Genomic DNA, 14,034 nt, shown 5'->3' with positions numbered 1-14,034 from the left:
AGGGACATGGATCTGCGGCTATCAGCTCATAAGTTCGAACCGAACTGAATGCCAGCAACACGAAGTACGGGGAAACCCGGCAACGGCCTGGCTTCGCCAATCAGCTTACGGCTATGTTTTTTTCTTGGCGCTTGGAGACGTATATATGAATAGGATTTTTCTGATCGGTAGTTTGTGCCTCGCACTTGTTCTCGGTGCTGGCTGCGCTGCAGGGTCAGACACTCGTGCGCCAATCGAATTCTTCGCCGACGGGCTCGACAAACCGTACTCGGATGCCGTCAGAGTTGGCGATGTGCTGTACCTCTCCGGGCAGGTAGGTATCCGTCCGGATGGGAGTATTCCTGAGGGTATCCAGGCTCAAACCCGGCTCACGATGGAGAACCTGTCTGCCGCTGTGGCGCAACATGGTGGCAGCATGGACGACGTTTTCAAATGCACCGTGATGCTGGCAGACATGTCGACATGGGCTGAATTCAATGATATTTATGTCAGTTTCTTCACGCCCGGGAAGCGCCCGGCACGTAGCTCGTTCGCCACGAACGGGATGGCCTTCGGATTGCTGGTCGAGGTTGTGTGCCTGGCCCACAGTCCGCAGAATCGCTGAAACCCTTATCTAAGGGACAATATTGACTTGTCCCGGCGGGACGAAGCGCTGATCAAAGCGCTTCTGTTCCCGCAGCCGCGCGCCCCCTGCGCGTCTGCGCATGACGGCGTTGGCCGTTACATTACAGTGAGCTCGCCTGTTCGCAGTGTTTACCATTGCTGCGAATAGGCTGCGGGCTTCTATGCCATTAATGTTCTGTGCCGGTCGCGGCGCAAGGCATGCACGTTCGTGCTGAATACCTGACCAGTTTCGCTGTTTGCAGGGAGCTCTCTGGCCGTAAGCCGATTGGCATCCCGTCCCTGCAGATCGACCCAGGCTCCATGGCATCGCTACGGTGCGCGACGAACTTCGTTGCAAGGAACAGGAGACATGCTGCCGAAAGTAACTGGTTCTTCTGTGTATTGGCTGCACATACCGGCAAGCGGTAAGAGACTCCAGCATGGTTTATCGCATGTTTGTTCGGGAGCCTCGACAAGCGGCGCTACTCAAACACAATAAGTTCGCAGGCTTGTAGTGTCACGGCGTAGTCAGGAGCAACGAATGTTGCTCCTGCGGTCTGCGCGCCAATAACAAGCCTGCCATTGACAGCAGCAGCTTGGGAAACCGATCCGTTGCGGGACCGGCAAGGGGTGTTAACCCGGCTTGCCGGCCGCAACGTTCGCACACGCAACGGCAAGCCGTTGCTTTGCGTTTGCCTTTCTAGACCGGTTGTTCAGCGGGTATCGCCGACGCTCGGGCAACCACGGTGTGTTCGTGCTCAGTGATGCACGCTCTGCGATAGTCGAGATTGATTCTGGAGCACGCCAGGCAGATCGCCGGGCTACCGTCCACACTGGGGTCACGGTCCATTTCGACAGCGATATAACTGTGGTCGCAGACATGGCACTTCACGCGGGCTTCCCAAACGTTGTCCACTTCGTTGCGGGGATCGCCGTCTCTTTGGAGCAGAACCTTGCGACGTTGAACTTCGTAGGTCAATGCATACAGGAAGCCACTGACAATGAACGTGACAGGTGTCGACCAGACGATTCCGGCGGATCCGCCGAACTCGTAGAACAGCACGCCGAACAAGGAACTACCGACCCAGATCCAAGTACCAGCGCTGAAACTGGCAAGGCGACCCGGCCGGAATTCGGCCAGCTCATCGCCTGCGCGGACTACGTGGACCAGCATGATGGCGACCCAGGACGCAATGAACGCGCCCTGCCATGCCAGCGCGACAAACAGATAGCTAAGCACATCGGTGAGCATGCAGGCGTATACGATGACGCCACAGACAAGCACAGCACCGACCCGCGAAATTTTATGCCGGAACAGTCGCGCCCAAAGGTCTTCCATGTTGGTTGACGCAACATAGAAATTCGCAGTATTGATTCTCGCCTGAGTTACCCAGACCAGGATCAAACCCCAGCCGCCCATCAGCGTCACGATGAAGTTCACGATACCTGCCGTGGAAACTTCACCGGAAAGGCCAGCAGCGTAGGCGATATAAATACCGAGGAGACCGTTGCCGAGATAGCAGAATGCGTAGAACACGGGGCCGAAGGTGACTATCCCGTTGAACTTCGTATCTTCAACTTTGCCGAAACGCGCGAAGTCCACGGTAAACATCATCAAGACGAGCACACCGAGGTAGACGAAGAACGCGTACAACCAGCCGGGAGCGTTCAGTTCGTGAGCAGCCGCAGGCGCGTGTGTCAGCCAGCCCGAAGTATCGAACTGAGCAGCAGCCATGACGACAACAATGATCAGGCCTGCCCAATAAATTGGCAGCAAGAACGCGTTGTACTTGTCCATCCAGCGCCTGATTCCGCCCATAACGAGCGGCAAGTTCATCAGCACCGCGACCGCATACCAAACGCGAATATCGACTCCGCCAAAATAGGAGTCAAAAGCGTGTGCGATCATGGTGCTTTCGAAAACGGCGTAGTACATGGCGGTTGCCGTCAGAATTAACGGAGCAACTATCGAACCCGATGCGCCAAACAGTCGCTGCGAAACCAGGGCAACCGTCAGGCCGGTCTTCGCTGAATACACCGAGATAACATGCCCGAGGGCTCCGAACGCGGCACACGCGAGGACTATACCGATTAAGGTATCGACCGTGCCGACTACGCTGGCGATGGTAGCTGCGGTGACAAGGTAGAAGATGCCGCTAACCAGAGAAGACCACGACATGGAGAGTGATTTCTTGCTGCTACGCCACGAATGTGGAACGACATGAGTAGTGTAATCCTCCGTTGCTGCTTCTTTCACAACACGGGGATCATCGGTAAAACTAATCTCAAGCGGTATGAGATCTCGACCTGGCGCAGACATGTTTTCTCCTTTCAAGCGATGACCTGCTTCGCGACTGGTTCGGAACCAAGAGTTTTCTATGGGTCCGATTACGTAAGCATGTCTGTTTCGTAAATATCAGTTCCGGTTTCAGTGGACACTAATGTTGACAGCTGTCAGGTGCAGTCTTCGGCCATGGCAAAGCGGTGCCACTCTAGACAGCACAGATAGTTGGAAATAGTGGCCGATAGTGATTCGTAGGCAGGTGTTCCTGCGGCATACAGTCTGCGTGGACAAGCACGCGAGCTTTTTTCAGTGTACGTTGGATAAACGTAACGGGTGCGATGAAGACTGACGGTTGGTAGTTGCAATGTTGCGCGAGACCAGAGAAAGCGTGCTGTCTATAAGTACTACGGTACGGTTCTTTACTCATAACGGCGGTCCGTTGCTTGCAAATTTTATGTACTAGTTGGCGTCCAGCAGCATTAGATTTTTGCTGACAATTCAGTATTTTTTGGAAGTCGGTCATGACATTTATTGTCTTGACGACCTCAAACTATTTGTACATATAATGGACAAGCATTCCTGCACAAGATACGAGATGTTTCGCAATACATTATTCCTAGGTGGAATGAAGTTACATGAAGATACCGCGTAGGTTTTTACCTTCTTTAGCTACACTTTCGGCGTTTGAAGCAGCTGCACGTACGGGTAGCGTGACCGCGGCAGCTGAGTATTTGAATCTCACTCAGAGTGCAGTTAGTCGGCAGATAAAGTTACTTGAGTCACAACTGGAAGTGCCGTTGTTCTGGCGTGAACGGCAAACGATTCGTCTGACGGAAGCGGGTCGCGCTTACGCGCGTGAAATCCGGGAAAGCCTGGAACACATCGGTGCCGCATCGATGAACTTAAGAGCGAATCCTACCGGAGGCGTTCTGAATATTGCGGTTATGCCTACCTTTGGGAAGAACTGGCTCGTACCGCGGCTTCCAAAGTTTCTGAATTTGAACCCGGATATAACGCTGAATCTGGTCACTCAAAGTGCACCGTTTGATTTCCGCAAGAAATCGGTTGATGCAGCATTGCACTACGGAACGAAAGATTGGGCGGAAGCGCAAAGTGCGTTTTTGTCGAATGACGTTGTATTGCCCTACTGCAGTCAGGAACTGGTAGATAAATTCGCGTTCAAGGAACCGAAAGACGTGCGGAAAGCGCCGCTACTGCACCTGAAGTCCCGCCCGGACGGCTGGGAACAATGGTTAATGAACAACGACGTAGAAGCAGACCACGTCCGTGGCATGTTGTTCGACGAGTTGGCGACGGCCGCGGCCGCGGCAGTTGCCGGGCTCGGAGTTGTTCTGCTTCCCACTTTCTTGTTCGAAGAAGAATTGAAACGGTCGTCATTGGTCTGTGCCATAGACCGCCCCATGCAAACTCCCGGCGGTTATTACCTGTTTTGGCCAACGGATCGCGCCGAATTTCCGCCGCTGGTAGCGTTTCGTCAATGGCTGCTTGATGAGATGGCTTCTTCAGCGTAGTAAGTCCACGATGCGAATCGCATCAGCAAGCGTGTCGCCGATACCGCCGCCGTAAGGCTCTTTGCGATTGATCCGTCCTGCTGTTCGGCGGGAGAACTTTCAGTCCGCCGTAGCTATGTTCCCGTAAGTTGCTCGATCGTCCGCTATCCGGTAGCACCAACCGCCAGAAAACGTAGCCTTCGTGTTGCCTGTCGCGATCAGCATCCGGTGCAAAAAAAATGCCGGACGGTCGTAACCAATCCGGCATTCCTATTTCGTTGTTGCACCAACCCAACCGCAGCCAACACCAAGCTTACGGCCGGCGAGCAAAACCCGAGCTATCGCCCTATTTTTTACCTTTCAAGCGCTGCGCAGCGCGGAACCGTGCTTGCGCTTCGGCCAGTTCCAGTTGAGCCCGCTTGAGATCAGTGTGACCGGAGGCACCTTTCAGACTTTCTTCTGCATCCTGTTGCGCTTTCAACGCAGCCGCTTCATCCAGCTGTTCACCGCGCAACGCAGTATCAGCAAGCACGGTGACCAGGTGCGGCTGAATTTCCAACATGCCACCCGTGATGTAGAAAAAGTGCTCCTTGCCTTCCGTATCTTCAACCCGAACTTCGCCCGGCTTCAAGGTAGTCAGCAACGGAGCATGGCGCGGCGCGATGCCAAGTTCGCCCATGCTTGCCGGTGCGAAAACCATTCTGGCTTCGCCTGAATGAATTTCGCCTTCGGCGGATACGATGTCGACCTGGATCGTTGCCATTGTCTATTCCTGATCGATGCTTATTGCATCGTCTTGGCTTTTTCGACCGCTTCTTCGATCGAGCCAACCATGTAAAACGCCTGCTCGGGGAGGTGGTCGTAATCGCCGGCAACAATGCCATTGAAACCGCGAATGGTTTCCGCGAGTGAAACGTACTTACCCGGACTACCTGTGAAGGTTTCAGCAACGAAGAACGGTTGCGACAGGAAGCGCTGGATTTTTCGCGCGCGGGTAACGGACTGTTTGTCGTCTTCTGACAATTCGTCCATACCGAGAATCGCGATGATGTCCTGCAATTCCTTGTAGCGCTGCAGTACCGCCTGCACACCACGCGCGCAATCGTAATGTTCCTGACCGATAACCAGCGGATCAAGAATACGACTGGTTGAGTCGAGCGGGTCAACGGCCGGGTAGATACCCAGCTCGGCAATCTGACGCGACAGTACGAGCGTTGCGTCAAGGTGAGCAAAAGTCGTGGCCGGTGACGGATCGGTCAAGTCATCCGCAGGCACGTAGACGGCCTGGAATGAGGTAATAGAACCGGTTTTTGTTGAAGTAATACGCTCCTGCAGGACGCCCATTTCTTCTGCCAGTGTTGGCTGATAGCCCACAGCAGATGGCATACGACCAAGCAGTGCGGATACTTCGGTTCCGGCCAGGGTGTAACGGTAGATGTTATCGATAAACATCAACACGTCACGGCCTTCGTCGCGGAACGCCTCGGCCATGGTCAGACCGGTGAGTGCCACACGCAGGCGGTTGCCCGGTGGCTCGTTCATCTGACCGTAGACCAGTGAAACTTTGTCGATAACGTTCGACTCAGTCATTTCGTGGTAGAAGTCGTTACCCTCACGAGTACGCTCACCGACACCGGCAAAGACCGAGTAACCCGAGTGCTCAGCCGCAATGTTACGAATGAGTTCCATCAGGGTTACCGTCTTGCCCACACCGGCACCGCCGAACAGGCCGATCTTGCCGCCCTTTGCGATGGGCATGATCAGGTCGATGACCTTGATACCGGTTTCGAGGAGTTCGGTAGCGGCCGCCTGTTCTTCGTAAGTTGGCGCTGCGCGGTGAATCGGCATTTCCGTTTCCGCGCCGATCGGGCCCTTGTTGTCGATGGGCTTGCCGAGTACGTCCATGATGCGGCCGAGGGTTTTCTCGCCAACCGGCACCTGGATGGCCGTGCCCGTATTGCGGACGTTCATGCCACGCTTCAGCCCTTCACTGGCACCCATCGCAATCGTGCGCACCACACCGTCGCCGAGCTGCTGCTGCACTTCAAGCGTGATGCCGCCTTCTTCAATGACGAGCGCATCGTAAATCTTGGGGATGGCATCGGCCGGGAACTCCACGTCCACGACAGCGCCAATGATCTGCACAGTTGTTCCGGTGCTCATTATTTTGACCTCTAACCTGAGACGGCAGCTGCGCCGCCTACAATTTCTGAAATTTCCTGGGTGATCGCTGCCTGTCGCGCCTTGTTATAGGCTAGCTGCAGATCCTCGATGATGTCACCGGCGTTGTCTGTGGCAGATTTCATCGCCACCATTTTTGCTGCCATTTCACTGGCCAGGTTCTCTACCACGCCGCGGTAAACCTGCGATTCGATGTAACGCATCAGTACATCGTCGAGCAGCTCAGTTGCATCAGGCTCATAGATGTAATCCCAATGGTCCTGCAACGACTCTTCGCCAAGGTCAATCTGGCTGACCGGCAACAGCGTCGTTATCGTTGGTGACTGCGTCATTGTGTTAACGAACTTGTTGTTGACGAGGTACAAGCGATCGATCTGGCCGTCGCTGTAAGCATCAAGCATGATCTTGATCGAGCCGATCAATTCATTGACGCTCGGGCGATCACCAATGTGGGTTGTGGTACCCAGCACCTTGCCACCCAGACGCTTGAAGAACTGCACCGCCTTCGAGCCCACCAGCGAGTACTGGACCTCAACACCTTTTTCCTGCCACTGGCTGATCTCGCCGATGACTTTCTTGAACAGATTGACGTTCAAGCCACCGCACATTCCGCGATCGGTGGAAATAACGATGTAACCAACGCGTTTCACTTCGCGCTCGATGAGGTACGGATGCTTGTAATCCGGATTCGCAAGCGCAAGGTGACCGACTACGCGACGAATACGCTGGGCGTAGGGACGCGACGCTTCCATCTGATCCTGCGCTTTGCGGATCTTGCTGGCTGCGACCATCTCCATCGCTTTGGTGATCTTCTGCAGATTTTTAACACTGCGGATCTTGGTGCGAATTTCTTTTTCGCCCGCCATATCGTATCTCTGTTCTCGTCGTTTACTGCGTGCTTAAGTGAGCGTCAGACCGCAAGGTCGGCCACTACTGCCAGATGTGAACGTGTTAGTACGCGCCATTGTCGGCAAAAGCCTGACACGCCGCTTTAAGGCCTGCCTGGATTTCGTCGCTGTAATCACCCGTTGAATTTATCTTGTCGAGCAGGTCGCCGTGATTCGCCCGTGCGAAGTCATGCAAAGCTTCTTCGTAGGCAACAACTTTGTTGACTGGCACTTTGTCGATAAAGCCTTCGTTTGCTGCGTACAGTGAAATGCCCATCTCGGCAACAGACAGCGGTGAGTACTGCTTTTGCTTCATCAATTCGGTAACGCGCTGACCACGCTCAAGCTGCTTGCGGGTCGTCTCGTCGAGGTCCGATGCAAACTGGGCGAACGCCGCCAACTCGCGGTACTGTGCAAGTGCAAGACGGACACCACCACCGAGTTTCTTGATGATCTTGGTCTGGGCCGCCCCACCAACGCGCGATACGGATAAGCCAGCGTTAATGGCTGGACGAATGCCAGCATTGAACAGGTCGGTTTCCAGGAAGATCTGGCCGTCGGTAATGGAAATTACGTTGGTCGGTACGAACGCCGAAACGTCACCGGCCTGGGTTTCGATAATGGGCAGTGCGGTCAGTGAGCCGGTCTTGCCTTTTACCTTGCCACCGGTAAATTCTTCAACGTACTCGGCACTGACCCGTGCGGCGCGTTCCAGCAAACGGGAATGGAGATAGAACACGTCACCGGGGTAGGCTTCACGGCCCGGCGGACGTCGCAACAACAACGACATCTGGCGATAGGCCCAAGCCTGCTTGGTAAGATCGTCAAAAATTATCAGCGCATCCTGACCACGGTCGCGGAAGTATTCTCCCATCGTGGTTCCGGCATACGGTGCAATGTACTGCATGGCCGCTGAGTCGGCGGCCGAGGCCGCGACCACAATTGTGTGGGCCATGGCGCCTTCTTCTTCGAGCTTGCGAACAACACCGGCAATCGACGAGGCTTTCTGGCCGATAGCAACGTAGATACATTTAATTCCGGTGCCTTTCTGGTTGATGATCGCGTCAATCGCCACAGCCGTTTTACCGGTCTGGCGGTCACCAATGATCAACTCACGCTGGCCACGACCGATGGGCACCATGGAGTCGATGGATTTCAAGCCGGTCTGCACCGGCTGATCAACCGACTTGCGCTCAATTACGCCGGGAGCAACTTTTTCGATAGGCGCGGTCTCTTTCGCGCCGATCGGGCCTTTGCCGTCGATGGGCTCGCCGAGGGAATCAATGACCCGACCCAGCAGCTCTTCGCCAATCGGCACTTCAAGAATTCGGCCGGTAGTCTTGACCGTATCGCCTTCCGAGATGTGCTTGTATTCGCCGAGAACAACCGCACCGACCGAATCCTGTTCAAGGTTCAGGGCCAGGCCGAAGGTGTTCTGCGGAAACTCGAGCATTTCGCCGTAGCGAGCGTCGGCGAGGCCGTGAATACGCACGATGCCGTCAGTAACACCGATTACGGTGCCAACGTCACGAGCTTCGGCTGCGGACTCGAAATTCTCGATTCGCTCTTTAATCAGCTGGCTGATTTCAGAAGCTTTGAGTGCCATGTTGCTTTCCTCGTTATGCGGTCAGTGCGGTAGCCAGACCTTGCAGTCGGGCGCGCAGTGAACCATCAATTACTACGTCGCCAGCGCGTATGATCGCGCCGCCGATGAGTGTGTCATTTGTTTCCATCGTGAGCCGAACATCGCGCCCAAGGCGGGCTTTCAGCGCCGACGCGATCTCCTGCTGCTGTGCGTCATTCAGCGGCACGGCCGCCGTAACGGTAACGTCGATCGTGTTTTCAACTTCGGCCTTGAGCTGGTCAAAATGCACGGCGATCTCAGGCAACACGTCAACCCGATCGTACTCAATCAGCAACTTGAGAAAATTCTCGCCCTGCTGGTTGCTGCCATCAAACACAACGTTATTGCCGCCGGCCGAGGTAATCAGGCCGGTCAGGAACTTCAGCCGCGCGGCGTCGTTCAGCTTAGGGCTGGCCATGAACTTTGCAGCCTGCCCGTCAGCCAGCAGACTACCGGCGATATTTAACGCGTCGGACCACGGGCCGAGCTCGCCGGCATCGCGCGCAAGATCAAACGCCGCGCGGGCGTAGGGTCTCGCTATCGTGTTGTTGTCTGCCATTGCCAGTTCTACTCCGCGTTACAGTTCCGCAGCAAGTTTGCTGAGAATGTCTTCATGCGCCTTCGGATCAATTTCGCGCAGCAGAATCTTCTCGGCACTTGCAACAGCAATGGCGGAAACCTGACCACGCAACTCTTCGCGTGCACGACTGATTTCTTTCTCGACTTCGGAACGCCCGGCAGCAAGCTGCTTGTCGCGTTCTTTGATGCCGTCAGCCTTGCCCTCTGCAACGATCTCGTTGGCACGGCCGTGCGCCTGATCAAGTATGCCAGTAGCCTGCTTTTTCGCGTTGGCAACGATTTCGTCCGCTTCCGCTTGTGCTTTCTCGAGGCTGTGCTGGCCGCGCTCGGCGGCCGCGAGGCCATCCGCAATCTGCGTCTGGCGTGCTTCGATAGCGTTCATGATCGGCGGCCATATGAATTTCATACAGAACCAGACAAACACGATCATCGCGATTGTCTGGCCGGCCAGGGTACCGATATTAATGTCCACTAGAGACTCCTTGGGGTCGAGCTACTATCCCTTGCTTTGCAGCAAACGGCATTCAACCGCCAGTTGCGTTCTGCAGCTGGGCAACGAATGGGTTTGCAAACGCGAAGAACAGGCCAACACCTACGCCGATCATGGCTACAGCATCAAGCAGCGCCACAACGAGGAACATCTTGACCTGCAACATGGGGGCCAGCTCTGGCTGCCGCGCTGCACTTTCCAGGAAGCGGCCGCCCAACATGCCCATGCCTAAGGCCACACCGAGTGCGCCAAGGCCAATCATAATCGCGACGGCAATCGCGGTTAAACCAATAACAGTTTCCATCAGTATCTCCTGTCGAGGATCAAGTCGAACAATTAAAAATAGGTTGAGCGTCCGCTGTTAATGCTCAGCCGAGGCAAGGCTCAGATAAACAATAGTCAGCATCATAAAAATAAAGGCCTGCAGGGTCACGATCAGGACGTGGAAAACGGCCCAACCGAAGTGCAGCGGCAGCTGGTACCAGCCAACCAGTGCAATAAGTATGAAGATCAATTCGCCGGCAAACATATTACCGAACAAACGCAATGACAGTGACAGCGGCTTCGCCAGCAGCGAGACCGATTCCAGCAGGAAGTTGAACGTGATGATCAGAGGCGCAGCAATGATGCCGAGGCCCTTGGTCGGCGGTGCAATCGGATGCAAGGTCAGCTCGGCAACGAAGCCGCCGACGCCTTTGCTCTTTATTGTGTAGGCAATAATAAGGAGGAACACGGCGATAGACATGGCGAACGTGACGTTGACGTCGGCCGTGGGCACGACCTTCAGATAGGGTACGCCCACCGCAGCAGCGGTGAACGGCAACCAATCGACCGGCAGCAGGTCCATCAGGTTCATCATGAACACCCAGACAAATATGGTCAGCGCCAATGGCGCGATCAGTTTGCTCTTGCCATGGAACGTGTCACGGACGTTGGAATCTACGAAATCTACGATGAGCTCGACCGCTGCCTGCATTTTGCCAGGAGTGCCTTTGGTCGATTTCTTGGCGACGCTGTGGAACAACAGAATGAAAACCAGCCCGAGCACGATGGAAATGACCATCGAATCAACATTAACCGCCCAGAAATTGCCTGCGCACTGGTTCCAGACCCATTCGCCATCAGCCCGGCACAACTGCAGATTCTGCAGGTGATGCTGGATATAGTCGCCGGAACTTACCGGGCCGTGTCCGCTTTCACTCGCCATTTGTCGTATCCGTATCTCGGTGTGGTTCCTGATGACGCATTAACAACCCCGCGAGCGTTGCCAGTTGACAGACGATGAACGTCATAAACAGTGGCAGCGCGGCGATCGGCCGTACCAGCGCAAAGATCAGTGCAAACATCGTTAAGGTCAGCGCGAGCTTTCCCGTCTCTCCAATATAGGCTGCGTTTAGCAGGGCTCGCGCGCCGGGATCTCGCCGGGGCGCGACCAGACGCATCGCTAGCCAGGTATTCGGGATTGCACAGGTCAAGCCGCCCAGAAGCGCCGAATAGCCTGCTATCCGTCCTTTTGTGCCCCAAAACAACAAAGCCAGTGCCACGCAAAGGCCCAATTGCAACAACAGCAGCCAAATGAGGGGGTGAGCAGCGGAGCCTTTGGTTTGCTCCCCGGCCTTTACCGTCATTTCTCGTGTATCTCCGGCATTAAAAACGCCACGTCCACCGGGTATCCGGCGGTGGGTGGCGTCGAAATCACTGTCAAACGTAGCGGGCCTGCGTTTAGGCCGCGCATTATAGTTGTGAGGTCTAGCTAAGGCAACAGAACCGGGCACCGGATTTCCCCTGAGATCTCTCCCTAGGATGGTGCCAGATGCTGAATGGTCAAGCCCGCAACGGTCATAATTGGTCAAATTTCGACAATGCGACCTGTCGCACAATGTCGGCCGACGATCCTGCGTATAAATGCGCGAAGACCAACCGCCATGAATCAAGTGGCCAGAACCGGCAGGGAAGAATCACCAGCCGCATGCTGGCAGGAGATGCAATGCTATTTTTGACCAGTGAATTCGCCGCCAAGAACCTCAATACCATCGACGTCGCGCGCGAATTCAGCCTGATCCCCGGCAGGTTTTCGGAAGCCCTTGGCCTCGATCGGCAATTGGCCGGAAAACTTCGGCGGATTGTGCTCCTCACCAAGCATGACATCAGTGCCGGCACGGTTGCGGTCCTGAACAAAGCGGCAAGAAAAGCACCGCTCGGCCTGGTGGTGTGCGTTGACCGGGAAGCGCTGCGTCTCCGGAATCAGGATTACCTGATCGATGAACTGGCGCCTATCCCGAACATTCAATGGTTGCGCCCGAAGTTCAGCAGTGACGAGCTGCTGACCGCCGTGCGCAACAGCAGGCAGGCCTTATTGCAGGTTCCCGAACTCGAGCTGGCGTCGGCAATGGTCAATCGAGAATTCTCACTGCGCTACCAGCCCAAAGTTGTACGGGGCGATGGCCAGGAGTGGAAGACCGCCGAGGTTGAGGCATTGCTGCGCTGGGAACACCCAACACGCGGCAACGTCAGTCCTATGGACTTTCTGCCAGAGCTGGAAGCGTTTGGCATGATGCGCGCTACCAGCGAATTCGTGTTGCACGAGGCCGCGGCACAGTTGATCCGATGGCGGCAAGGTGGGCTCGACCTCAGTTCGTGCATCAATCTTGCCTCGAGCCAGTTGAATCAGCCGAAGCTGCCAGACCGCTATGAGGCGATCGTCAAAGAACGTGGCCTGGAATGCTCGAATTTCACCTTCGAGATTGTCGAGCACAATCTTGCTGACACGGATGCGCCGCATCTGCAGGTCGTCAAACGGTTGCGGGAACGGGGGTTTCGCATTTCGCTGGACCACTTCGGGATCGCTGCTGCATCACTGGGCAAACTGATCGAGTTGCCGGTGGATGAAATCAAGATTCATTCCGCCGCACTGAAACGTGCCCGGCAAGACGACGTTGCCCAAAAAATGCTCGCAGCGGTTACCGGCCTTGCACACAACCTCGGCATCTCGGTATGTGCCGAGGGCGTGGAAGATCAGGAAACTTACGATTTTCTTGAGAAGATCGAGTGCGACAAGTTGCAGGGTTACCTGATCAGTGAGGCGGTCATGCCGGACCTGATTCAAAGCGGGTATAGCGCCGAAAGTATTGATATACACGCTGTGGCCTGAAGCATTGCTGCACACCGCATCTGCGAACATCTGAAGGCAAACCTCCTGACAGCAAACGTCCACCGATCGCGCTACGCGGCTGGTGTTGGTGGTACTTCGCCAGCGCTTGCTGCTCTTGAGGTCTGAGACAGGTAGACTCCCGCGCTTAATTTTGTAGCTGGGTAACCCTGTGCACCGATTACTGATTTTGTCCTTGTTTGCTTCACTGGCGCTGGCTGGTGACCTTCCTGATCCACTCGCCGCCGGCTGGAATGACGAACCTGTTTGCGAAAAGCTCCACGAGGATGCCCGGCAACGCGTGCTGCGTTGCGTTTTCCCTCCTGGCGGCGGCCACGTGCGGCATTTTCACGCAGCGCACTTCGGCTACATCATCGAAGGTGGTCGTATGCAGATCACGGATTCCAGCGGGACGCGTACTCAAACGCTAACCAGCGGTGCGAGCTGGACGAGTGCCGGTGTCGAATGGCACGAAGTGCTCAACGTTGGCGACACAACGTCCAGTTACCTGATCGTTGAGCCAAAGTAGGCGGGCCGTACCGCAGTGTCCGTGGACAACACCAGCGCCAGGCAGGCGCCGGCCCTGATGAAATGACCTGTGAATTCCCTGTTGAGAACAAGCCGGGTTTGCTGCGGAGTCTCGGCCTGACAGCCAGGCGTAACAGCCATGGGCAACGCTAACGCCGGAAATACTCGCCGGCTGCAAACTGCTGCAGCAATCCCGCCG

At 55.5% G+C, this 14,034-nt stretch carries 14 protein-coding genes; 4 read left to right on the top strand and 10 right to left on the bottom strand.

The features are described 5' to 3' along the window. Positions 1 to 145 precede the first annotated feature (145 nt). Positions 146 to 604, top strand: coding sequence for a RidA family protein (locus AC0L8N_RS09480; protein ID WP_473667397.1), 459 nt, complete (start codon positions 146 to 148; stop codon positions 602 to 604). Positions 605 to 1,303: 699 nt separating this feature from the next. On the opposite strand, the gene AC0L8N_RS09475 is transcribed toward AC0L8N_RS09480, so the two are convergent. Next, positions 1,304 to 2,923, bottom strand: a complete 1,620-nt coding sequence (locus AC0L8N_RS09475; RefSeq protein WP_473667396.1) for a purine-cytosine permease family protein — start codon at positions 2,921 to 2,923, stop codon at positions 1,304 to 1,306. 599 nt (positions 2,924 to 3,522) lie between these two features. Between AC0L8N_RS09475 and AC0L8N_RS09470 the strand changes: the two genes are divergently transcribed. Further along, the gene (locus AC0L8N_RS09470) at positions 3,523 to 4,419 is read left to right on the top strand and encodes a LysR substrate-binding domain-containing protein (protein ID WP_473667395.1); all 897 of its coding nucleotides are present in this window, start codon (positions 3,523 to 3,525) and stop codon (positions 4,417 to 4,419) included. A 325-nt stretch (positions 4,420 to 4,744) separates the two neighbouring features. Here the strand turns inward: AC0L8N_RS09470 and AC0L8N_RS09465 are convergent, their stop codons facing one another. The 9 genes from AC0L8N_RS09465 to AC0L8N_RS09425 form a co-directional block, all read right to left on the bottom strand. Then, positions 4,745 to 5,161 (bottom strand): F0F1 ATP synthase subunit epsilon, encoded by a 417-nt coding sequence (locus AC0L8N_RS09465; RefSeq protein ID WP_473667394.1) that lies wholly within the window; start codon positions 5,159 to 5,161, stop codon positions 4,745 to 4,747. Between the two features lie 20 nt (positions 5,162 to 5,181). Then, on the bottom strand, positions 5,182 to 6,561 hold the full coding sequence (gene atpD / locus AC0L8N_RS09460; RefSeq protein WP_473667393.1) for a F0F1 ATP synthase subunit beta: 1,380 nt from the start codon (positions 6,559 to 6,561) through the stop codon (positions 5,182 to 5,184). 11 nt (positions 6,562 to 6,572) lie between these two features. Next, on the bottom strand, positions 6,573 to 7,445 hold the full coding sequence (atpG, locus tag AC0L8N_RS09455) for a F0F1 ATP synthase subunit gamma (RefSeq protein WP_473667392.1): 873 nt from the start codon (positions 7,443 to 7,445) through the stop codon (positions 6,573 to 6,575). An 85-nt stretch (positions 7,446 to 7,530) separates the two neighbouring features. After that, complete coding sequence (gene atpA / locus AC0L8N_RS09450) at positions 7,531 to 9,072, bottom strand: F0F1 ATP synthase subunit alpha (RefSeq protein WP_473667391.1); 1,542 nt, start codon at positions 9,070 to 9,072, stop codon at positions 7,531 to 7,533. 13 nt (positions 9,073 to 9,085) lie between these two features. Further along, positions 9,086 to 9,649 carry a F0F1 ATP synthase subunit delta gene (locus AC0L8N_RS09445; RefSeq protein ID WP_473667390.1) on the bottom strand — a complete coding sequence of 188 codons (564 nt, stop codon included), beginning with the start codon at positions 9,647 to 9,649 and terminating at the stop codon, positions 9,086 to 9,088. A gap of 18 nt (positions 9,650 to 9,667) precedes the next feature. Beyond that, positions 9,668 to 10,135, bottom strand: a complete 468-nt coding sequence (locus AC0L8N_RS09440; protein WP_473670111.1) for a F0F1 ATP synthase subunit B — start codon at positions 10,133 to 10,135, stop codon at positions 9,668 to 9,670. Positions 10,136 to 10,193: 58 nt separating this feature from the next. Beyond that, the gene (atpE, locus tag AC0L8N_RS09435) at positions 10,194 to 10,463 is read right to left on the bottom strand and encodes a F0F1 ATP synthase subunit C (protein ID WP_473667389.1); all 270 of its coding nucleotides are present in this window, start codon (positions 10,461 to 10,463) and stop codon (positions 10,194 to 10,196) included. A gap of 57 nt (positions 10,464 to 10,520) precedes the next feature. Next, entirely contained in the window at positions 10,521 to 11,366 is an 846-nt protein-coding gene (gene atpB, locus AC0L8N_RS09430; RefSeq protein WP_473667388.1) for a F0F1 ATP synthase subunit A, read from the bottom strand. Then, a complete protein-coding gene (locus AC0L8N_RS09425; RefSeq protein ID WP_473667387.1) occupies positions 11,356 to 11,787 on the bottom strand; it encodes an ATP synthase subunit I in 432 nt (143 codons plus the stop codon). Before AC0L8N_RS09425 ends, atpB begins: the two co-directional genes overlap by 11 nt. 359 nt (positions 11,788 to 12,146) lie before the next feature. On the opposite strand from AC0L8N_RS09425, the gene AC0L8N_RS09420 reads away from it, so the two are divergent. Both AC0L8N_RS09420 and AC0L8N_RS09415 read left to right on the top strand, forming a co-directional pair. After that, positions 12,147 to 13,310, top strand: a complete 1,164-nt coding sequence (locus AC0L8N_RS09420; RefSeq protein ID WP_473667386.1) for an EAL domain-containing protein — start codon at positions 12,147 to 12,149, stop codon at positions 13,308 to 13,310. A gap of 169 nt (positions 13,311 to 13,479) precedes the next feature. Further along, on the top strand, positions 13,480 to 13,836 hold the full coding sequence (locus tag AC0L8N_RS09415; RefSeq protein WP_473667385.1) for a cupin domain-containing protein: 357 nt from the start codon (positions 13,480 to 13,482) through the stop codon (positions 13,834 to 13,836). Positions 13,837 to 14,034: the final 198 nt, after the last annotated feature.

Source organism: Woeseia sp. D3-10, from assembly GCF_055809415.1.
Note: the sequence above shows the minus strand (reverse complement) of the source record. Positions and strands in the feature narration are given on the sequence as shown.

Coding starts and splice junctions, on each gene's coding strand:
- AC0L8N_RS09480 (WP_473667397.1), top strand. CDS start 146: ATGAATAGGATTTTTCTGATCGGTAGTTTGTGCCTCGCACTTGTTCTC.
- AC0L8N_RS09475 (WP_473667396.1), bottom strand. CDS start 2,923: ATGTCTGCGCCAGGTCGAGATCTCATACCGCTTGAGATTAGTTTTACC.
- AC0L8N_RS09470 (WP_473667395.1), top strand. CDS start 3,523: ATGAAGATACCGCGTAGGTTTTTACCTTCTTTAGCTACACTTTCGGCG.
- AC0L8N_RS09465 (WP_473667394.1), bottom strand. CDS start 5,161: ATGGCAACGATCCAGGTCGACATCGTATCCGCCGAAGGCGAAATTCAT.
- atpD (WP_473667393.1), bottom strand. CDS start 6,561: ATGAGCACCGGAACAACTGTGCAGATCATTGGCGCTGTCGTGGACGTG.
- atpG (WP_473667392.1), bottom strand. CDS start 7,445: ATGGCGGGCGAAAAAGAAATTCGCACCAAGATCCGCAGTGTTAAAAAT.
- atpA (WP_473667391.1), bottom strand. CDS start 9,072: ATGGCACTCAAAGCTTCTGAAATCAGCCAGCTGATTAAAGAGCGAATC.
- AC0L8N_RS09445 (WP_473667390.1), bottom strand. CDS start 9,649: ATGGCAGACAACAACACGATAGCGAGACCCTACGCCCGCGCGGCGTTT.
- atpE (WP_473667389.1), bottom strand. CDS start 10,463: ATGGAAACTGTTATTGGTTTAACCGCGATTGCCGTCGCGATTATGATT.
- atpB (WP_473667388.1), bottom strand. CDS start 11,366: ATGGCGAGTGAAAGCGGACACGGCCCGGTAAGTTCCGGCGACTATATC.
- AC0L8N_RS09425 (WP_473667387.1), bottom strand. CDS start 11,787: ATGACGGTAAAGGCCGGGGAGCAAACCAAAGGCTCCGCTGCTCACCCC.
- AC0L8N_RS09420 (WP_473667386.1), top strand. CDS start 12,147: ATGCTATTTTTGACCAGTGAATTCGCCGCCAAGAACCTCAATACCATC.